Source organism: Streptomyces sp. V1I1 (assembly GCF_030817355.1).
Classification (GTDB): Bacteria; Actinomycetota; Actinomycetes; order Streptomycetales; family Streptomycetaceae; genus Streptomyces.
On sequence record NZ_JAUSZH010000001.1, the window covers coordinates 1,836,591 to 1,855,286 of the forward strand.

At 69.5% G+C, this 18,696-nt stretch carries 18 protein-coding genes and 2 pseudogenes; 7 read left to right on the forward strand and 13 right to left on the reverse strand.

From position 1 onward, the window contains the following. Positions 1-81: 81 nt before the first annotated feature. The 10 genes and pseudogenes from QFZ67_RS08925 to QFZ67_RS08970 form a co-directional block, all read right to left on the reverse strand. Positions 82-1,314, reverse strand: coding sequence for an arginine deiminase (locus tag QFZ67_RS08925; protein WP_307660563.1), 1,233 nt, complete (start codon positions 1,312-1,314; stop codon positions 82-84). Between the two features lie 67 nt (positions 1,315-1,381). Beyond that, a complete protein-coding gene (locus QFZ67_RS08930) occupies positions 1,382-3,970 on the reverse strand; it encodes a polynucleotide kinase-phosphatase (protein WP_307660564.1) in 2,589 nt (862 codons plus the stop codon). Then, positions 3,967-5,505: a 3' terminal RNA ribose 2'-O-methyltransferase Hen1 gene (locus QFZ67_RS08935; protein ID WP_307660565.1), complete on the reverse strand. Its 1,539-nt coding sequence runs from the start codon at positions 5,503-5,505 to the stop codon at positions 3,967-3,969. The genes QFZ67_RS08930 and QFZ67_RS08935 overlap by 4 nt, the downstream gene beginning before the upstream one ends. A gap of 149 nt (positions 5,506-5,654) precedes the next feature. Beyond that, positions 5,655-6,566 carry a homocysteine S-methyltransferase gene (mmuM, locus tag QFZ67_RS08940; protein ID WP_307660566.1) on the reverse strand — a complete coding sequence of 304 codons (912 nt, stop codon included), beginning with the start codon at positions 6,564-6,566 and terminating at the stop codon, positions 5,655-5,657. A gap of 5 nt (positions 6,567-6,571) precedes the next feature. Beyond that, the gene (locus QFZ67_RS08945) at positions 6,572-7,495 is read right to left on the reverse strand and encodes an LLM class F420-dependent oxidoreductase (RefSeq protein ID WP_307660567.1); all 924 of its coding nucleotides are present in this window, start codon (positions 7,493-7,495) and stop codon (positions 6,572-6,574) included. A 306-nt stretch (positions 7,496-7,801) separates the two neighbouring features. Continuing rightward, positions 7,802-8,272, reverse strand: a pseudogene (locus QFZ67_RS08950) (DUF6099 family protein); the annotation flags it as partial. 180 nt (positions 8,273-8,452) lie between these two features. Beyond that, positions 8,453-8,776, reverse strand: coding sequence for a nucleotide pyrophosphohydrolase (locus QFZ67_RS08955; protein WP_307665776.1), 324 nt, complete (start codon positions 8,774-8,776; stop codon positions 8,453-8,455). 113 nt (positions 8,777-8,889) lie between these two features. Then, on the reverse strand, positions 8,890-10,038 hold the full coding sequence (locus QFZ67_RS08960) for an AAA family ATPase (protein WP_307660568.1): 1,149 nt from the start codon (positions 10,036-10,038) through the stop codon (positions 8,890-8,892). Positions 10,039-10,094: 56 nt separating this feature from the next. Further along, on the reverse strand, positions 10,095-10,493 hold the full coding sequence (locus tag QFZ67_RS08965; protein WP_307660569.1) for a cell division protein SepF: 399 nt from the start codon (positions 10,491-10,493) through the stop codon (positions 10,095-10,097). Positions 10,494-10,585: 92 nt separating this feature from the next. Next, positions 10,586-11,017 carry a nuclear transport factor 2 family protein gene (locus QFZ67_RS08970; RefSeq protein WP_307660570.1) on the reverse strand — a complete coding sequence of 144 codons (432 nt, stop codon included), beginning with the start codon at positions 11,015-11,017 and terminating at the stop codon, positions 10,586-10,588. Between the two features lie 118 nt (positions 11,018-11,135). Here QFZ67_RS08970 and QFZ67_RS08975 point away from each other — a divergent pair, with 118 nt between their 5' ends. Then, positions 11,136-11,708 carry a PadR family transcriptional regulator gene (locus tag QFZ67_RS08975; protein ID WP_307660571.1) on the forward strand — a complete coding sequence of 191 codons (573 nt, stop codon included), beginning with the start codon at positions 11,136-11,138 and terminating at the stop codon, positions 11,706-11,708. A 107-nt stretch (positions 11,709-11,815) separates the two neighbouring features. On the opposite strand, the gene QFZ67_RS08980 is transcribed toward QFZ67_RS08975, so the two are convergent. Both QFZ67_RS08980 and QFZ67_RS08985 read right to left on the reverse strand, forming a co-directional pair. Continuing rightward, positions 11,816-12,508, reverse strand: coding sequence for a YoaK family protein (locus QFZ67_RS08980; RefSeq protein WP_307660572.1), 693 nt, complete (start codon positions 12,506-12,508; stop codon positions 11,816-11,818). Continuing rightward, positions 12,505-12,831, reverse strand: a complete 327-nt coding sequence (locus tag QFZ67_RS08985; RefSeq protein ID WP_307660573.1) for a hypothetical protein — start codon at positions 12,829-12,831, stop codon at positions 12,505-12,507. The genes QFZ67_RS08980 and QFZ67_RS08985 overlap by 4 nt, the downstream gene beginning before the upstream one ends. A 74-nt stretch (positions 12,832-12,905) precedes the next feature. Between QFZ67_RS08985 and QFZ67_RS08990 the strand changes: the two genes are divergently transcribed. The 5 genes and pseudogenes from QFZ67_RS08990 (at position 12,906) to QFZ67_RS09010 (ending at position 16,002) form a co-directional block, all read left to right on the forward strand. Further along, positions 12,906-13,040, forward strand: a complete 135-nt coding sequence (locus tag QFZ67_RS08990) for a hypothetical protein (protein WP_307666125.1) — start codon at positions 12,906-12,908, stop codon at positions 13,038-13,040. After that, positions 12,986-13,255: pseudogene (locus tag QFZ67_RS08995) on the forward strand (MBL fold metallo-hydrolase); the annotation flags it as partial. The gene QFZ67_RS08990 and the pseudogene QFZ67_RS08995, both read left to right, overlap by 55 nt. A 295-nt stretch (positions 13,256-13,550) precedes the next feature. Continuing rightward, positions 13,551-14,297, forward strand: a complete 747-nt coding sequence (locus QFZ67_RS09000) for an SDR family oxidoreductase (RefSeq protein ID WP_307660574.1) — start codon at positions 13,551-13,553, stop codon at positions 14,295-14,297. Positions 14,298-14,350: 53 nt separating this feature from the next. Then, positions 14,351-15,280, forward strand: a complete 930-nt coding sequence (locus QFZ67_RS09005) for an SDR family oxidoreductase (protein WP_307660575.1) — start codon at positions 14,351-14,353, stop codon at positions 15,278-15,280. Then, a complete protein-coding gene (locus QFZ67_RS09010) occupies positions 15,277-16,002 on the forward strand; it encodes a TetR/AcrR family transcriptional regulator (protein ID WP_307660576.1) in 726 nt (241 codons plus the stop codon). The genes QFZ67_RS09005 and QFZ67_RS09010 overlap by 4 nt, the downstream gene beginning before the upstream one ends. Before the next feature lie 31 nt (positions 16,003-16,033). On the opposite strand, the gene QFZ67_RS09015 is transcribed toward QFZ67_RS09010, so the two are convergent. Continuing rightward, positions 16,034-17,416, reverse strand: a complete 1,383-nt coding sequence (locus QFZ67_RS09015) for an FAD-binding oxidoreductase (RefSeq protein ID WP_307660577.1) — start codon at positions 17,414-17,416, stop codon at positions 16,034-16,036. 152 nt (positions 17,417-17,568) lie between these two features. On the opposite strand from QFZ67_RS09015, the gene QFZ67_RS09020 reads away from it, so the two are divergent. Further along, positions 17,569-18,627 carry a zinc-binding dehydrogenase gene (locus tag QFZ67_RS09020; protein WP_307660578.1) on the forward strand — a complete coding sequence of 353 codons (1,059 nt, stop codon included), beginning with the start codon at positions 17,569-17,571 and terminating at the stop codon, positions 18,625-18,627. The last annotated feature ends 69 nt before the right edge of the window (positions 18,628-18,696 follow it).

An 18,696-nucleotide genomic window follows, 5' to 3' on the forward strand; every position in this document is an offset into this window, starting at 1 on the left:
GTATACGAGCCTCTGCATTGCTATACGGCCGCGCCATACGGCCGTCTCCATGGCCGGCCGCGGGCTGGGCGGCTTACGGCACTACACGGCATCGCGTTCGAACGGACAGCTCATACAGCGGGGGCCTCCGCGGCCCCGGCCCAGCTCGCTGCCGGGGATCTCGATCACTTCGATGCCCTGTTTGCGCAGATGGGTGTTTGTCGTGACATTGCGCTCGTACGCCACCACGACGCCCGGCTCGACGGCGAGCACATTGCAGCCGTCGTCCCACTGCTCGCGCTCCGCCGAGTGCACGTCCTGCGTCGCCGTGAGCACCCGGATCTCCTTCAGCCCCAGCGCGGCGGCGATCGCGCTGTGCATGTGCTCGGGCGGATGATCGCTGACCTTGAGGGCCTGAGGTCCGACGGCCGGTTCGATGGTGTACGAGCGGAGCATGCCGAGCCCCGCGTACTGGGTGAAGGTGTCGCGGTCGACCATCGTCATCACGGTGTCGAGATGCATCAAGGCCCGCCGCTTGGGCATGTCCAGCGCCACGATGGTCCGGGCGGAGCCGGCCGCGAACAGCCCGCGCGCCAGCATCTCCACGGCCTGCGGAGTGGTGCGCTCACTCATCCCGATCAGCACCGCGCCATTGCCGATGACCAGGACGTCGCCGCCCTCAATGGTGGAGGGGTAGTCGTCCTGCCCCTCCGACCAGTGGTGGAACTCCCCCGCCCGCGGGCTGGTGAACAGCGGGTGGTGCTTGTAGATCGCCTCGAAGTGGACGGTCTCGCGCTGCCGGGCCGGCCAGCGCATGGCGTTGATGGAGACGCCGTCGTAGATCCAGGCGGAGGTGTCGCGGGTGAAGAGGTGGTTGGGCAGCGGGCGGAGGAGAAAGTCGTCCAGGTCCATCACATGGAAGCGGACGGAGGTCGGCTCGGGATGACCGGCGAGGAACTCCCGCTTGGTCATCCCGCCGACGAGCGCCTCGACCAGGTCGGCCGTGGGCAGCTCGTCGAAGACGGCTCTGAGGTGATCGGTGGCGAGCGGCCCGTACTCCTTCTCGGCGAAGACCCGGTCCAGGACGAGCTTTCTGGCCTCCGGGATCTCCAGCGACTCGCGCAGAAGATCACCGAAGAGGTGCACCTCCACCCCACGGTCACGCAGGACGTCCGCGAACCCGTCATGCTCGTGACGGGCGCGGCGCACCCACAGCACATCGTCGAAGAGCAGAGCGTCCTTGTTACTGGGGGTGAGGCGCTTCAGCTCCAGATCTGGCCGGTGCAGTATGACCTGGCGCAGCCGCCCGGTCTCGGAGTCGACGTGGAATCCCATGCCTCCATCCTCACCGCGCGGAGCGCCCTTCACCCGGCGAATGGTCCACGAGATCCACTCGAACAGCTCACAGCCGGGGGTCGACGGGCTCCGACTCCAGTGCCAGCACGGCGAAGACCGCCTCGTGGACCCGCCACAGCGGCTCGCCGTCGGCCAGCCGGTCCAGGGCCTCGAGGCCGAGCGCGTACTCCCGCAGCGCCAGCGAGCGCTTGTGGTTCAGGAACCGGTTGCGCAGCCGCTCCAGGTTCTCCGGGCGGGTGTACTCGGGACCGTAGATGATCCGCAGGTACTCGCGGCCGCGGACCTTGATGCCCGGCTGCACGAGCCGGCCCTTCTCGTCCCTGGCGAGTGCCTGGAGCGGCTTGACGACCATGCCTTCGCCGCCCCTTCCGGTCATCTCCAGCCACCAGTCGACACCGGCGCCGACCGATGCCTCGTCGCCGGTCTCGACGACCAGCCGCCGGGTGACCTGGAGCAGGCCTGTGGGGTCGTGCTCCACCATCCGGTCCAGCCATGCCAGTTGCTCGTCGTGCGGCACGGACGCCAGCGAACGCCCCTGCGCGGCGAGGATCTGGAACGGAGCGAGCCGCACTCCGTCAAGCCCCTCGGTCGTCCAGCAGTAACGCCGGTACGCCTCGGTGAACGCGGCGGCGTCACCGGCGCGTCCGCGCTGCTTGGCCAGCAGTCCCTCCACCTCGACGCCGCGCGCGACCGCCGCTTCGAGGGCCGCCGTGGCGCCGGGGAAGACAGCACGAGAGGCGGCGCCGACCGCCGCGTACTGCGAGCGCAGCAGCCCGGACGCCTTGAGCGACCAGGGCATCAGCTCGGCGTCCAGCAGCAGCCAGTCGGTGTCGAGTTCCTGCCAGAGACCGGCTTCGGTGACGGACGTACGCAGCCGGTCGAGGATCTCTTCGGTGACGGCTTCATCGTCGAAGAACGGTCGTCCGGTCCGGGTGTGCAGCGCGCCGGTCGGCCCTCCCTCACAGCCTCCGGCATGGGAGGTACCCCCAACCCCGAACCGCTCGCGCGCGGCCTCGGCGTCACGGCAGACGAGCACCACCGCCCGCGAGCCCATGTGCTTCTCCTCGCACACGACCTTGGCGACGCCGTCCGCCCGGTACTGCGCGAAGGCCTCGGCCGGGTGCTCCAAATAGCCTGCTTCCCTCGATGTCGCGGTCGGGGACATCGTCGGCGGCAGATAGGCGAGCAGCCGCGGGTCGACCGCGAAACGGCTCATGACTTCGAGCGCCGCCGCGGCGTTCTCCTCGCGTACGCCGATGCGCGCCATGTGCCGGGTCTCCACGACCCGCCGCCCCTGCACATCGGCGAGGTCCAGCGGACGGCCCTCACGGCCGCCCGGCGCCTCGGTGACGAGCGGCCGCACCGGCTCGTACCAGACCTTCTCGGCCGGTACGTCGACGAGCTCGCGCTCCGGCCAGCGCAGCGCGGTCATCCTGCCGCCGAAGACCGCTCCGGTGTCCAGGCAGATGGTGTTGTTGATCCACGATGTGTTGGGCACGGGTGTGTGGCCGTAGACCACAGCGGCGCGTCCTCGGTAGTCCTCCGCCCACGGGTAGCGCACGGGCAGGCCGAACTCGTCGGTCTCGCCGGTCGTGTCGCCGTACAGCGCGTGCGAGCGGACCCGGCCGGAGGTGCGCCCGTGGTACTTCTCGGGCAGACCGGCGTGGCAGACGACCAGCTTGCCCTCGTCCAGGACGTAGTGGCTGACCAGGCCGACGATGAATTCCCGCACTTGCTCGCGGAAGGAGTCGTCCTCCTTCTCCAGCTGCTCGATGGTCTCGGCCAGTCCGTGCGTGTGCTGGACGTTGCGGCCCTTCAGATAGCGGCCGAGCTTGTTCTCATGGTTCCCGGGCACACACAGGGCGTTGCCCGACGCGACCATGCTCATCACCCGGCGCAGCACACCGGGGCTGTCCGGTCCCCGGTCGACGAGGTCGCCGACGAAGACGGCCGTACGCCCTGCGGGGTGTGCGCCGTCCACATAACCGAGCTTGGCGAGCAGGGTCTCCAGCTCGGAGCGGCAGCCGTGGATGTCGCCGATGATGTCGAAGGGGCCCGTGAGGTGCGTGAGGTCGTTGTAACGACGCTCAAGGACGACCTCAGCGGCCTCGACCTCATCCACACTGCGCAGGATGTGCACCTTGCGGAAGCCTTCGCGCTCCAGTCCGCGCAGCGAGCGGCGCAGTTCACGGCGGTGACGCTGGATGACATGGCGCGGCATCCCGGCCCGGTCGGGGCGTACCGAATTGCGTTCGGCGCACACCTCTTCCGGCAGGTCGAGGACGATCGCGATCGGCAGCACGTCGTACTGGCGCGCAAGCTGCACCAGCTGCCTGCGGCTCTCCGACTGCACGCTGGTGGCGTCGACGACGGTCAGCCGCCCGGCCGCTAGCCGCTTGCCCGCGATGTAGTGCAGTACGTCGAAGGCGTCGCCGCTCGCGCTCTGGTCGTTCTCGTCGTCGGCGACGAGGCCGCGGCAGAAGTCGGAGGAGATGACCTCGGTGGGCTTGAAGTGCTTGCGGGCGAAGGTGGACTTGCCGGATCCGGTGGCGCCTATGAGGACGACGAGGGACAGGTCGGTCACCGGGAGTCTGCGCTTCGCCGGCGCGGCAGTCGTGGTGGTCGTGCTGGTCATGCGGTCTTCGCCTCCTTCTCGGCCTCGGTCTTGTTCTTGGTCGCGGTCTTGTCGGTCTTGGTCTTGTCGGTCTCGGCCTTGTCGGTCTCGGCCTCGTCGGCCCTGGTGAAGACAGCCATCTGGGTCGGCGGCCCCACCTCGGGGTCGTCGGGCCCCACGGGGACGAACTCGACGCCGTACCCGTCCCGTTCGGCGACGCGCTCCGCCCAGGTGCGGAACTCGTCCCTCGTCCACTCGAAGCGGTGGTCCCCGTGGCGCACATGCCCGGCGGGCAGGGTCTCCCAGCGGACGTTGTACTCGACGTTCGGCGTCGTCACGATCACGGTCTGCGGCCGGGCGGATCCGAACACCGCGTACTCCAGCGCGGGCAGCCGCGGCAGATCGAGGTGCTCGATGACCTCGCTGAGCACGGCCGCGTCATAGCCGGCCAGCCGCTTGTCGGTGTAGGTGAGCGAGCCCTGCAGCAGCTTGACCCGCGCGGCCTGCCGCTCGCCCATCCGGTCCAGCTTCAGCCTCCGCCCGGCGATGGTCAGCGCACGCACCGACACATCGACTCCCACGATCTCGGTGAAGCGCACCTCCTTGAGCAGTGCCTGCACCAACTGACCCTGGCCGCAGCCCAGGTCGAGCACCCGGCTCGCCCCGGCCCCGCGCAGCGCCTCAAGAATCGCGTCCCGCCGCTGCTCGGCGAGCGGAACCGGCTTCTCTTCGGTGTCCGTCGTCTCGTCCACGGCGTTGTCGACGTCCTCGACTTCGAGGTCGTCGGTCTCGGCGAGCCGCACCAGCTCAAGACGTTCCATCGCCTGCCGGGTGAGCCCCCAGCGGCGGGACAGATAGCGGCTGGTGATCAGCTTCTGCTCGGGGTGCTCGGCCAGCCAGCCCTCGCCCGCCCGCAGCAGCTTGTCCACCTCGTCGGGCGCGACCCAGTAGTGCTTGGCGTCGTCGAGCACCGGCAGCAGTACGTACAACTGCCGCAGCGCGTCGGCGAGCCGCAGCTCCCCCTCCAGCGTCAGCCGGACGTAGCGCGAGTCGCCCCACTCGGGGAACTGCTCATCCAGCGCGACCGGCTCCGCCTCGACCGATGTCCAGCCCAGCGGCCCGAACAGCTTCCGAACCATCTCCGCACCACCACGCGCGGGCAGCGCGGGCACCTCGACGCGCAGCGGCAGCGGGGCCTCGGCGCGGCCGGGCAGCACGGCGCACACGCCCCGCAGCGCGCTCTTGAATACGGTGCTCAGCGCGACGGCCAGCAACGAGGACGCGGCGTACGGCCGGTCGTTGACGTACTGCGCGAGCGCCGAATCGGGCGCCCCACCACGGCCCTTGCCCTTGCCGCGCCGCACCAGCGCCACCGGATCCACCTCCAGCAACAGCGCGGCAGTGCAGCGCTCGGCGGACGCCTCGGGGTAGAAGACATGCGCCGTGCCGTGCGAGGTGGAGAACGTCTGCGCCTTGTCGGGATGCTTGTGCAGCAGAAAGCCGAGGTCGGTGGCGGGACGTTCTGTGGTACCGGTGGTGCTGATCGTCAGGAACACGCGTCCGAGTATGGCCGTACTCACCCATCCTGACCAGGGAATTCCTGGCGGGTGCGATTACCCACAGGCGCGTGGAACGGCTTCGCGTGGCGGCGTACCGCGCCTACGGCCGCCGCCTGGACGCCGCCGCCTTCAAGGGCCGCCGGCCCTTAACGGCCGACGCTTTCGAGGGCCGCTGTGAGGTCCGCGATCTGCCCCGGCCCCACTCGGCAGCAGCCGCCGACCAGTCGGGCACCGGACGCCAGCCAGTCCCGCACCCGGCCCGGGTCGTACGTGGCCCCGCCCCGCCACCCCCGCTCGTCGGCGTCCCAGCGCTCCCCGCTGTTCGGATAGACGACCACCGGCTTGCCGGTCACCGACGCCGCGAGTTCCACCGCACGGCCCGCGTCACCCGGCTCGCAGCAGTTCACCCCGACGGCGATCACCTGGTCCCGGCCGGCGGCCAGGGCGAAGGCCGCCGCCAGCTCCTGGCCGGCCCGGGTGCGTTCGCCGGTGATGCTGTACGAGAGCCAGACCGGCACTCCGCACCCGTCGACCGCCCGCAGCAGCGCCTCCGCCTCGTCCGTGTCCGGCACCGTCTCCAGCGCCAGCACATCGGGGCCCGCTGCCACCAGGGCCTCGATCCTCGGCCGGTGGAAGCGCTCCAGCTCCCGCACGGACAGCCCGTACCGGCCGCGGTACTCGCTGCCGTCCGCGAGCATCGCGCCGTACGGCCCGACCGAGGCCGCCACCCACACCTCCCGCTGGACCAACTCGCCCGCGCTGCGGGCCAGTTCGACACTGCGGGCCAGCAGTCCCGCCGCCTCCTCCCGCGCGACTCCACGCCGCGCGAACCCCTCGAACGTGGCCTGGTAGCTGGAGGTGATCAGCACCTGCGCGCCCGCACGCACATACGCCGCATGCGCGGCCTCGATCTGACGCGGATCGTCGGCGAGCAGCCGCGCCGACCAGAGCTCGTCGGACAGCTCGCAGCCCTGCTCCTCCAGTTGGTTGGAGAGTCCGCCGTCGAGGACGACGACTCCTTCGGCGAGGGCGGCGGCGAGTGTACGGGCGGGGCGCATGGCAATCAGCTCAGCTGGGACTGGATCTGGGAGGAGATCAGCTCCAGGTGATCGAGATCGTCGAGGTCCAGGACCTGGAGGTAGATCCGGGATGCTCCGATGGCGCCGTACCGCCCGATCTTGTCGACCACTTCGGCGGGCGAGCCGGCCAGCCCGTTCGCCTTCAGTTCGTCCACCTCCCGTCCGATGGCGGCCGCGCGGCGCGCCACCTCTGCGTCATCCTTGCCCGCGCAGACGACCAGGGCGTTGGAGTACAACAGGTCGTCCGCTCCACGCCCGGCCGCCTCGGCGGCGGCGCGGACCCGGCCGAACTGCCGCTCGCTGTCCTCGATCGAGGCGAACGGGATATTGAACTCGTCGGCGTATCGCGCGGCCAGCCGGGGGGTGCGGGTCGCCCCGTGCCCGCCGATCAGCACCGGCAGCTTCCCCTGGGCGGGCTTGGGCAGCGCCGGCGAGTCGACGAGCTGGTAGTACGCGCCCTCGTACGAGAAGGTCTTGCCGACCTCCGTGGCCCACAGCCCGGTGACGATCGCCAGCTGCTCCTCCAGCCGCGCGATCCTCTCCTTGGGGAACGGGATGCCGTATGCCTTGTGCTCCTCCTCGAACCAGCCGGCGCCCAGCCCCAGCTCGACCCGGCCGCGCGACATCTGGTCGACCTGCGCGACCTGGATGGCCAGCACGCCGGGCAGCCGGAACGTACCGGCGGTCATGAGCGTGCCGAGGCGGATCCGCTTGGTCTCGCGGGCCAGCCCGGCCAGGGTGATCCAGGCGTCGGTGGGCCCGGGCAGCCCGTCGGCGGACCCCATGGGGAGGTAGTGGTCAGAACGGAAAAAGGCGTCGAAGCCGAGGTCTTCGGTGGCCTTGGCAACGGTCAGCAGGGTGTCGTAGCTCGCACCTTGCTGGGGCTCGGTGAAGATTCGAAGATCCATGCATCCATCCTGCACCTTCGAACGGCCGCCAACCCCAACGTCCCCACCGGATCCGCAACGGCCCGGCCGGATGGAGACCCGTCATCCCGGCGGGGCGCGCCCATCCCGCACAGCTACCACCCGACCACTGCGGGGTCATGACGGCCCCGCCGCCGAGTCCACAGCGTCCACGACGCCCACCGAGCCGGAGGAGCCGCAGGAGCCGGAGGGGTCGGAGGCGCCAGACAGGTCGAACGAGTCCGGTGGCTCCGGTAAATCCGGTACCTCCGGCGGCTCCAGCGGTTCCATCGGCCCCGCCACAGCCACGGGATCGGCTCTGCCCCGGATCGTGTCGGGCGGTCTCTCCGCAAGCCGGCGCAGCATTCCCCGCACCCGGTCACTCGACTCGTCCGCGGCGTCTATGGCCTCGATGCACTGCCAGTACAACCCCTCCTCGTCAGTGGCGCACGCGACCCCGACCAGGGCGATTCCCACCTCTCCCAACAGCACGCCCAGCCCGATCAACGTCCCCCGCGCATCCGCCACTTCGGACAGCTGCGCGGCTCTGACCCCGCCGCTGCGCACCATCGGATGGTCGAGCACTCCGCATCCGCGTCCGCCGATCTCGCTGAGCCCGCGCGCCTCGCCTCTCAGCTCCAGCGGTCCGCAAACCGCCAGCCTGCTCCCGATCGCCTGTGCGAGTGCCTGCGCCTGCCAGGCCTCCGCCACGATGTCCGGCACGGCCCGGCTCTGCGCCAGAGCATGTCGGCTGACTCCGATGAGCCGCTGCGCATCCATGTACGCCGCCCCCGTTCGTACGACTTACTGCCCACTCAGTTCATTACCCAGAGTGAAGGCTCTTGAGCCTGAACGCCAAGGGAATTCGGAAATCTGTGGACACCAAGGCCGTTGTGGATAACCCGACCACTCCGTAGAGTGACGAAGGCATGTGTAGCGGATCACCGGACCCGCCGAGGATCACTTCGCCGGGAACCGAATCTCGTTCCGGTCGATCTTGTCGGAGAGCGCGGCAAGCACGTCGATTCCGAGCACTTCGCAGAACTGCAGCAGATACGCCAGCACGTCCGCGACCTCGTCCCGCACCCGGTGCGCCGACCCCTCCTCGTCCATCACTCGCGCCGACTGCTCCGGCGTCAACCACTGGAAGATCTCGACCAGTTCGGACGCCTCGACGCTCAGCGCCACCGCCAGGTTCTTCGGGGTGTGGTACGGCTCCCAGCCGCGCGCCGTCGCGAACTCGGCCAGCCTGCGCTGCAATCCCGCCACATCGAGCCCGCCCAGCCCGCCCTGTCCGTACCGTTCCTGCTGTTCCTGCTGTTCCTGCTGTTCCTGCTGTTCCTGCTGTTCCTGCTGTTCCTGCTGTCCAGCCCGTCCGTCCCGCCCGTCATCTGTCGTCACGGCACCAGGTCTACCACCGTCACGCCGTCCACTCCGCGCGCACACGACGCATCGGCGACCGCCCCCACCAGCCGGACATGGCCCCGCGCGCACACCTCCGTGCCCAGCGATACAAGTTCACGCGCCTGTCGCGGGTCCAGGCAGCGGTCGAAGCCGTCCGCGAGAACGGTGAGAGCCTGGTACGCCGACGGCACCTCGGCCGCCTGGTCCATGGCCAGCACGCCCGGCCCGGTCAGTAGCACCAGCGCGAGCGCCAGATACCTCAACTCGCCCTCGCCGAGCCGCCCCACGGGAGTGGCTCCCCGCGCGCCGCCCCGGCCCAGCAACGCCCGCACCGTCCCGTCGTCCAGCTCCTCGACGGCCAGTTCCTCCACCACCCCCGCGCACCCCACCCGCGCCGCCGCGGCCAGTCGCGCATGCCGCTTGGCGCACTCGCTCCGGGTTCGGTGCAGCACCTCCGCGAGGTTGTCGCAGCCGCGCGTCAGCCGCCCCTCCCCCGCCGCCACCGGCTCGCGCATCCGGTGCGGCTGCGGGTCGCAGGCGAAGACGGACCGCAGCGCCACCACCACCTGCTCGGCCGCCGCAAGCACCTGCAACTGCCCCTGCGTCTTGCCTGCCACGCGTAACGGCAGCAGGGCCGTGCCGAGCCGGTCGTCCGGCAGCGGGGCACGCGTCACCGACGCAGCGCCGGCCGTGCGCCAGGCGGCCTGCACGGAGGACCGCTCGGGATCACGCAGCGCGGTGGTCAGCAGGGTCTGCCCACCGCTGGTCAACCGCTCGCCGACGACCCGCAATTCGGGTTCCGCCTGTACGGCCAGATCAAGCCGTACGGGACCGGCCGGGCCATCCACGGTGCAGCCGATCCTGAATCCCCGCCGCCCCTGTCCGTCGGCCTCCGCCCACTCGGGCACACACGCCGCGGGATCGGGGAACGCGGCCTCGAGGTCGTCGCCCGCGCCCAGCCGCGCCAGCGCTTCGTACGCCTGCAGGACGCTCGACTTGCCGCTGCCGCTCGCCCCCGCGAAGAGCGTCAGCGGACCGAGGGGAAAGACCGCGCCACGGTGTGTCCTGAAGGCGGAGAGCCGCAGTTCCGTGACGGTGGGGCGGGCGCCGTTCGCGCCGTTGAGCGGGGTGTTTGCGTCCATGAGCCGGACGGTACGCAGCGCGCAGTGCGCCGAACCGTTCCGCCTCGACGGCCTTCCTACGAACGGGGGACGGCGGCGGCCGCTATCCCCTCGACCTCCGTGCCGATCGGGGCCAGCAGGAAGACATTCCGGTCGACCCGGTGCATCCCGCTGCCGAGCCCGAAGACGACACCACTGCTGAAGTCCAGGATACGCTTGGCGACATCGGTGTCGGCGCCGGTGAGGTCGAGCAGCACCGGGATCTGGGCGATGAGGTACTCGGCGACCTCACGCGCGTCGGCGAAGACCTGCACCCGCAGCACGACGAAGCGACGTTGCTCCGCCACCGCGTAGTCCTGCGGGATGGTTCGGTGGTCGACCCGCGACGGCCACTCGTTACGGCTGCGCAGCGGGACGACCTGGGCCAGGCCCTCCCACTGCTCGTCGGTGACGTCGTACCTCTCGTACCTACTCATGCGACCCATCCTCGCGCTCCTCACCCGTTCGGCCCAACAGCGACACGGGCGAGTCGGCCGCGGATCGGTCCGGGGCTGTTCGGCGCGGCCGCTCAGTGCCCGGCGGGGTCGGGTACGAGGCCGTCGGCGACCAGGCCGACGAGCACCGCCTCGCTCAATACCTGGACCGCGGACATGGGGCGGACCATCACGGTGAACTCCTTGATCCGGCCCGCCTCGTCGAGCTGAAGCAGGTCGATGCCGTGGATCTGCTTGCCGTTCACCGCAGCCCGGAAGAGCAGGATCTCCGAGGGGACTTCCTCGCCGTCCGTACTGGTCTCGGCCTCGCCCGCGAACCGGCCGACGTAGCGAAAGTCCTCGAAGGTGCGCAGCAGGACGCCGAGGAGGCCGATGACCATCGGCCTGCCTTCGAAGGGGGTGAACTTCACTGGACTGTAGAAGCGGATGTCCTCGGTGAACAGGTCGTCCAGGGCGGTCAAGTCCCGCTTCTCGACGGCTGCGCGGAAGCGCTCGGTCGTGTCCATCAGTCCTCCTGAAACTGTCATTACTGCCATCGCCACTGATCCTGATACTCAAGGATCTGACTAGTCACTTTATTGAGTATCATGCGGGGAGACACCGAGGGAAGGGGGGCTGCGTTCGATGGCCCTGCGACATGCCGTACTGGCTGCGCTGCTGGACGGCGAGTACAGCGGATACCAACTGGCCAAGGCGTTCGACGTCGGCGTCGCGAACTTCTGGCACGCCCTGCCCCAGCAGCTGTACGCCGAACTGGCCAGGCTGGAGAAGGAAGGGCTGGTCACGGGCCGGCAGGTGGTGCAGGAAACCCGGCCCAACAAGCGCCTGTTCAAGGTCACCGACGCCGGCCTCGCCGAACTGGAGGAGTTCGCCGCGGCCGCGTCGAAGCCCTCGTTCATCCGGGACGACCTGCTCGTCAAGGTCCAGGCCGCCGACCGCGTAGGCACCGGCCCGGTGATCGAGCAGCTCGAAGAGCGGGCGGCCGTCGCCGAAGCCAAGATCGAGCTCTTCGGCAAGCTGCTGCGGCAGATCCGGGGCGAGGCGGACGAGGACGAATTCCTGCGCCGGGGCGAGCGGATCGGGCCGTATCTGACCTGTCTGCGCGGTCTCGCCTTCGAGCGGGACAACCGGGACTGGTGTCTGCGGATCGCCACGGTCCTGAGGGAACGGCAGTCGGACCGTCAGGGCATCGCCTAGGCAAGCGCGAGGGAGGCGGTCCGCCGCCACCGCCCCCGTCCGGAACACGGTGCACAGGTAGTCCGCTTGTCCGCGGCCTGGCGGATGGCGGCCTCGGCCGAGTTGGGTCATGACGGGACTCCTTGTCCGGGTCGGGGTGTGGTGGCTGCCGCCAGGGCGACAACGGTGAGCAGGAGAAGAGCCGGTGCGAGCGCGGCGGCCGTGCCGTAGTGGAGCTGGAGCAGGCCGCCGGCAAGGGCGCCGGTGAACATCGCGGCGAGCGAGAACAGACGGCGTACGGTGGCCGGCCCCGGCCGGTCGGCGGCCAGACCGGTCAGGGTGCGGGTCAGGACGGTGGTGGTGAAGTCCGGTACGGCGAGCTTCCCGACCACGGCGTTCTGCGCGCCCATTCCGAGCGCGAGCAGCACGATCAGTACGTGCTTCGTGACATCGGCGAGATCGGCCACCAGCGCCGCCGCGACCAGGACGCCGTGCGCCGCGACGAGCAGCGCGAACAGCCGCACGGGCTCCGTGACCCTGGGCGCGATCCGCCCTCCGGCGAGCGCACCGGCCGCGAACGCCGTGGCCGCCAGGAGGGAGGCGACGGCGGACAGTTCCTTGTCGCCCGCCAGCGCGAAGCCCAGGAAGACCACATTGCCGGTCATGTTGGCGACGAAGACACGGTCGAGACCCAGATAGCTGACGGCGTCCACCAGGCCGGTGACAAAGGTCAGCAGGACGAGCAGCGGGGGCAGTACGCCGTGGTGTCCTGGGGTGTCGGGGAAGAGGCGGGCGGCGGCCCGGCCGAGCAGAGTGTTCATGCTTTTCCTTCGGCGGAAACCCGGTGCAGTGCGAGCCGGGCCATCCACCCGTCGGCGCGCCGAGGGCGACGCACACGAGGCTCAGCCAGATCGGCCACGGTGCGAGCCCGAGGGCGTGGTACCGCGTACGTCTCCGAGCGCGCCCCGTCCCGCTGGATCTCCAGCAGCACCTGGAGCCAGGTGACGGGCACCGCGCCGGAGCGCAGCACCGGCAGCACCAGGCAGACGCCGTACCGCTGCGCGTCGATGTATCCGGAACCATCAGCGGCACAGACGGTGTGGCCGGCAGCGACCCGCTCTCCACGCGAGTACCGCCCGGCCATCAACTAGCCTGCTCCTGAGCGCAGTCGGCGACCGCAGCGCCCGGCAGCAACAGGTCTCAAGACATTGAAAGGTCATGCGCGAAGACGCCCTCGTCCACGCCACCACCGGTGTTCACCTGGTCCACGGCAGCAACACCAACTGGGTCATCCTGACCCCGGCCACACCGCGGGGCACTGCTCCTACCACCTCCCGGACAAAGGGATTCTGATCTCCGGAGACGCGCTGGTCAGCGGCCATCCCACGTCCCGTGTGCGGGGGCCGCAACTGCTGCCCACGATGTTCGACGCGAACCGCGAACGCGCCGTGGCATCTCTGGACGTGATCGAGCAGTTGGCGGCCCACATCATGCTGCCCGGGCACGGCCCCCTCCATCACGGGTCGGTACGCGAGGCCGCCCGGCGCGCACGCGAACTCACTTCCTGACCGGGGCGGCCGAGGCGAGGATGGGCCGCTTCCACCGGGATGCCGCCGCTCCGTGCGCTGCGAGTTCAGCCTCGGCCGCGCCGGCTTCGCTTAGCTGCGCCTGACGCTGGTCGGCGGTGAAGAGTGCTGGTGACCCTGGACTCGTCGACTGGTCGACCACCCCAGGGTCAGGAGGGGTGGGGTCTGGCACGCGTAACGTCGCCACGCAAGGACGTAGCGACGTTAACGTAATGATGTTAGCGTCGCTCTCAGCGGGTTGCGGAAACCGCTACCCATCCGAAAAGGGAGCAACGTCATGAGCGAGCAGACCTCCACCCCGTCCCGGGTCGCGATCGTCACCGGCGGGTCCCGCGGCATCGGCCGTGAGACCGCCGAGCGACTGGCGGCCGACGGGTTCGCCGTCGTCATCAACTACGCCGGCAACCAGACCGAGGCCGAGGCGGCGGTGGCGGTCATCGCCGCGGCCGGCGGGCAGGCGATCGCGTTCCGCGCGGACGTGGCCGACGAAGCCGCGGTGTCGGCGCTCTTCAACGCCGCCGAGGACATGTACGGCGGTGTCGACGTAGTCGTGCACGCGGCCGGAGTCATGACGCTCGCGCCGCTGGTCGACACCGACCTCGAGGTCCTGGACCGTATGCACAGGACCAACATCCGCGGCACGTTCGTCGTCGACCAGCAGGCCGCCCGCCGGCTGCGCACCGGCGGGGCGATCATCAACTTCTCCACGTCCGTTCTGGGGCTGGCCCTGCCCGGCTACAGCGCCTACGCCGCCACCAAGGGCGCGGTCGAGGCCGTAACCCTGATCCTGGCCCGGGAGCTGCGCGGGCGGGACGTCACCGTCAACGCGGTGGCCCCTGGCCCCACCGCCACCGCTCTGTTCCTGGACGGCAAGGACGAAGAGACCATCGACCGCATGGCCAAGATGAACCCCCTGGAGCGCCTGGGGACCCCTGGGGACATCGCCGAGGTCGTCTCCTTCCTCGCCGGACCCGCCCGCTGGGTCAACGGCCAGGTACTGCGCGCCAACGGCGGCATGGTCTGACCTCCCCCTCCAGCCTTCCCCGCACGTCGCCCATCCACCGAGGGAGTTCCGTCATGAGCAAGACCATCATCATCACCGGCGCCGGCTCCGGCTTCGGAGCGCTGGCCGCACGGAGGCTGGCCGACGCCGGCCAAACCGTCTACGCCGCCATGCGCAACACCACCAGCCGCAACGCAGACCGCGTCGCCGACGCCAAGGCCTACGCCACCGAGCACAACGTCGACCTGCGCACCGTCGAACTCGACGTCCTCTCCCAGCAATCCGCCGACACCGCCGTCAACACCGTTCTCGCCGAGGCCGGACGGCTGGACGTGATCATCCACAACGCCGGCCACATGGTCACCGGCCCCACCGAGGCGTTCACCCCGGATGAACTCGCCGCCGTCTACGACACCAACGTCCTCGGCACCCAGCGCGTGAACCGGGCCGCCCTGCCCCACCTGCGCGCCCAGGAGCGCGGCCTCGTCCTGTGGATCGGCTCCACCAGCACCCGCGGCGGCACCCCGCCCTACCTCGCCCCCTACTTCGCCGCCAAAGCAGCCATGGGCTCCCTCGCCGTTTCCTACGCCGCCGAACTGGCCCGCTTCAACATCGAGACCTCGATCATCATCCCCGGCTCCTTCACCACCGGCACCAACCACTTCCTCACCGGCGGCCATCCGGCGGAGCAGACCGTCATCCCCGACTACGAAGCCCGCTACGCCGGCCTCATGGACCAGGTCTCCGAGCGCCTGGCCGCCCTCGCCCCCGCCGACGCGGATGTCGCGCAGGTCGCCGAGGCCGTCGTCCAGGTCATCGACACCCCCCACGGCACCCGGCCCTTCCGCGTCCACATCGACCCCGCCAACGACGGCAGCGAAACCGTCAGCGCCGTCGCCGACCACATCCGCGCCGAATTCCTCACTCGCATCGGCCTCCACGACCTCCTCACCCCCACAGCTCGTAGCGTCGCTACAGCGCTCTTGATAGCGTCACTCTCATGAGTACGCGAGCACGCATCCTGGAAGTGGCGGCGGACCTGGTCGCCCAGTCCCCGAACGGGGACATCTCCACCCGGGCCGTGTGTGAGGCCGCCCAGGTAGGTGCACCGGCGCTCTACCGGCACTTCGGTGACAAGGAGGGCCTGCTGTCGGCCGTCGTCGACTACGGCTTCGACAAGTACCTGGCGACGAAGCGGCAGCACAACCCGGGCGCGGACCCCATCGAGGACCTGCGCGACGGCTGGGACACCCACGTGGACTTCGCCCTGCGGAACCCGAATCTGTACCGGCTGATGAATTCCCCCGCGATGCGCACACCGCCGGCCGCGGCCCTTGAGTCCCACCAGATCCTCACCCGGGACCTGGAACGAGCCGCGGCCCAGGGCAAACTGCGGCTCGCCCCCGAACTGGCAGCCCAGATAGTCATGTCGGCCAATGTCGGCGTGGCCCTGATGCTCGTCGCCCGCCCTTCGACCTTCACGGACAAGAGCACATCGACGCGCGTACGGGACGCGGTGCACGCCGCCATCTTCACCCCTGACGTGTCCGCCCCCGCGGGGACGGCCGCCGAGGGGGCGGGGTCCGAGGACACGCAAGTACCGTCCACGGCAGCCCGGTTGAACGCACTGCTGCGCCAGTCACCGGACCCGGCCCTCACCCCCGCCGAAACCGGCCTGATGACCGAATGGCTGGACCGGCTGTCCAACGCCCCCCGCAACCAGTAGACACCGCCTCCGAGCGGTAGCGACGAGCCTCTCAGGGCGTCAGGTAGGAGTGGAAGACGCCCTCGGGGTCGTACTGCGCCCTCAGGGTCTGCAGCCGCTGCCAGTCGCTCGGCGTGAACGACCGCTCGGCGCGGCTCGGACTGGCGGTGAGGTCGGCCTCGGCGATGTAGTGCCCCGTCCCGAGCGGCTCCACCGCGCTCATCGCCTCGCGCAGCCAGCGGACGTTGATGTCATCCTCCGAAGGGTCGTCCCAGACGGCGTAGGGGACGACGTAGCTCTCGCCGAGCACCGAGAACGCCATGTCGCGCAGCAGATCCTCGTCGTGCGACACGGGCGATACGGGTGCCAGGACGAGGGACTTGTCGGAGGGGGCACTTTCGACCGCGTCGCCGAGCCTGGACAACAGCGTCCCGAAGTCCGCCTGAGACCACAGGGTGTCGGCCGCAAAGCGGTGCTGTCCGGGCCAGATGCTGCCGGAGGCGTCGTAGAGGGCATCGAGAGACGTCGGCTCGTCCGCTTCCCGGAAAAGGGAGCGATCGGCGAAGGGACAGTTCCGGAGCGGTCGGAGAGCCTGGACGGCCTGCTCGCTCGAATCCGCGAATACGGTGGCGCCTACGACGATCGCCTTCGGCCGTGGCCTTTCCTTCGTCATGTGCGGGGCGGCCGTTGCGAGTACGAGAGCCAATTCCACCGTCGGCTCGAGTTCGTTCGCGGTCTCGATGGCCCAGTTCGACACCTCTTCAACATCCGCGAGGGGAAAGGCATACGTGGTCGACATGATCGCCCCGGGAAGCCGGTGCAGGCGAAGGCGGAAGCTGGTGACGACGGCGAAGAAACCCGGCCCTGCTCCACGCGCCGCCCAGAACAGGTCGGGATTCTCGTCCTCGTTGCATCGGACCACTTCGCCGTCCGCCGTCACGGCTTCAATCTCGTATACGCTCCGGCAAGCCGGCCCCAGGGCACCGGAATTCCACCCGAGACCACCACTGAGGAGATATCCGCCGACGGCGACCGACCCACAATGCCCGGTGGGAAAGGCGAGGCCGCGCGCGGCGAGTTCCGGAACGAGTTCGCCACCGGTGACAGCCGGCTGCACGGTCGCCGTCGCGGAAGCCTCGTCGAAGTCCCACCGCCGGAGCCGGGAGAGGTCGATGAGCATGCCGTCGGAGCGGACGGACGAGCCGCACCAACTGTGCCCGCCCGCCCGTACGGCGATGCGGAGACCGCGGGAGCGGGCCAGCCCGATGGCTTCGGGAACGTCCCGCTCGGAGGCGGCCCGGACGATCACCTCCGGGAATCGCTCGGGTTTGAGCCCGTTCCACACCATGCTTGTCCGGATGGCTTCGTAGTCGGCGTCGCCTCGCTGGACGAGCGCCCCCTCAATACGTCCGGCCTGCCCGTGTTCGCGCATCATGGACTCCAGGACTTGCGCCGGCTGCGGCTGCGGCTGAAGCTGAAGATCCGGTGTGAAGTACCGCAGAGTACAAGCGGAGACATCCCCAGTTTACCGGCCGCCCCGAAAGCTCGCGGCCTGGAATTGCTGCCCTGGAGATGGCCATCGACACCATGAGAGCTTTTGTACTCAGGAAAGTCGGCGAGGTCGGCGTCGTCGAGAAACCGGTCCCCGAACCCGGCCCCAATGAGGCGGTCGTGCGCACCACCGCGGCCATGGTCTGTACGTCCGACGTGCACACGATGAAGGGAGCGATCCCGGTCGCTCCCGATGTCACATTGGGACACGAGGCGGTCGGCGTCGTTCATGCCCTGGGTTCTGCCGTAGAGGGTCTCGGGGAGGGCCAGCGTGTCGCCGTGGGTGGCGTGACCCCGTGTTTCCAGTGCGAATACTGCCAACGCGGCTTCTCCTCGCAGTGCGGGGGCAGGATGATGGGAGGCGCGGTGTTCACCGTCCAGGCGGACGGGAACATGGCGGAGTATTTCCTCGTCCGCAATGCGCAGGCCAATCTGGCGCCGATCCCCGAGACCCTCGGCGACCACCAGGCCTTGTACGCGACGGACATGCTGTCGACCGGATTCGTCGCCGCCGAACACGCGGAAATCGAATTCGGTGAGACCGTCGCGATCTTCGCCCAGGGGGCGGTGGGGCTCTCGGCGACGATCGGCTGCCGTCTGCGCGGTGCCGGCCTCGTCATCGCAGTCGAGTCGATTCCCCAGCGTCAGGAACTTGCGAGGCATTTCGGCGCCGATGTCATCGTCGACCACGCCCAGCACGACCCGGTGCGGCGAATTCTGGAGTTGACCGGCGGTCAGGGCGTGGACGCCGCGATCGAAGCGCTCGGCACCCCCCGTACGTGGGAAGCGACCTTCCGTGTCACCAAGCCGGGCGGACGTATCTCCAATGTCGGATACCACGGCGACGTACCCAAGCCGCTCAAAATCCCCTTGGAACCCTTCGGATACGGGATGTCCGACAAGCAGATCTACGGCGGACTGAACCGCGGGGGCCGGGAGCGGCTGCGGCGGATCTTCCGGCTGCTGGAGCACGGCAAGGTGGATCCCACGCCGATGACCACGCAGGAGTTCGGCTTCGACGAGATCGAGCGGGCATTTCGGATGATGGAATCGAGAGAGAACGGGATCATCAAGCCACTGATTCGTTTCGACTGACGCGTTTCGGCAAATGACGCGTTTCGGCAAATGCGCTGTGTTGCCTAACCCGTGGTCAGACCGAAGATG

What these genes read in the sequence shown, in the direction of transcription:
- QFZ67_RS08925 (WP_307660563.1), bottom strand. Translation starts at nt 1,314, where the DNA reads ATGGGATTCCACGTCGACTCCGAGACCGGGCGGCTGCGCCAGGTCATA.
- QFZ67_RS08930 (WP_307660564.1), bottom strand. Translation starts at nt 3,970, where the DNA reads ATGACCAGCACGACCACCACGACTGCCGCGCCGGCGAAGCGCAGACTC.
- mmuM (WP_307660566.1), bottom strand. Translation starts at nt 6,566, where the DNA reads ATGCGCCCCGCCCGTACACTCGCCGCCGCCCTCGCCGAAGGAGTCGTC.
- QFZ67_RS08945 (WP_307660567.1), bottom strand. Translation starts at nt 7,495, where the DNA reads ATGGATCTTCGAATCTTCACCGAGCCCCAGCAAGGTGCGAGCTACGAC.
- QFZ67_RS08960 (WP_307660568.1), bottom strand. Translation starts at nt 10,038, where the DNA reads ATGGACGCAAACACCCCGCTCAACGGCGCGAACGGCGCCCGCCCCACC.
- QFZ67_RS08965 (WP_307660569.1), bottom strand. Translation starts at nt 10,493, where the DNA reads ATGAGTAGGTACGAGAGGTACGACGTCACCGACGAGCAGTGGGAGGGC.
- QFZ67_RS08970 (WP_307660570.1), bottom strand. Translation starts at nt 11,017, where the DNA reads ATGGACACGACCGAGCGCTTCCGCGCAGCCGTCGAGAAGCGGGACTTG.
- QFZ67_RS08975 (WP_307660571.1), top strand. Translation starts at nt 11,136, where the DNA reads ATGGCCCTGCGACATGCCGTACTGGCTGCGCTGCTGGACGGCGAGTAC.
- QFZ67_RS08980 (WP_307660572.1), bottom strand. Translation starts at nt 12,508, where the DNA reads ATGAACACTCTGCTCGGCCGGGCCGCCGCCCGCCTCTTCCCCGACACC.
- QFZ67_RS08985 (WP_307660573.1), bottom strand. Translation starts at nt 12,831, where the DNA reads ATGGCCGGGCGGTACTCGCGTGGAGAGCGGGTCGCTGCCGGCCACACC.
- QFZ67_RS08990 (WP_307666125.1), top strand. Translation starts at nt 12,906, where the DNA reads ATGCGCGAAGACGCCCTCGTCCACGCCACCACCGGTGTTCACCTGGTC.
- QFZ67_RS09000 (WP_307660574.1), top strand. Translation starts at nt 13,551, where the DNA reads ATGAGCGAGCAGACCTCCACCCCGTCCCGGGTCGCGATCGTCACCGGC.
- QFZ67_RS09005 (WP_307660575.1), top strand. Translation starts at nt 14,351, where the DNA reads ATGAGCAAGACCATCATCATCACCGGCGCCGGCTCCGGCTTCGGAGCG.
- QFZ67_RS09010 (WP_307660576.1), top strand. Translation starts at nt 15,277, where the DNA reads ATGAGTACGCGAGCACGCATCCTGGAAGTGGCGGCGGACCTGGTCGCC.
- QFZ67_RS09015 (WP_307660577.1), bottom strand. Translation starts at nt 17,416, where the DNA reads ATGATGCGCGAACACGGGCAGGCCGGACGTATTGAGGGGGCGCTCGTC.
- QFZ67_RS09020 (WP_307660578.1), top strand. Translation starts at nt 17,569, where the DNA reads ATGAGAGCTTTTGTACTCAGGAAAGTCGGCGAGGTCGGCGTCGTCGAG.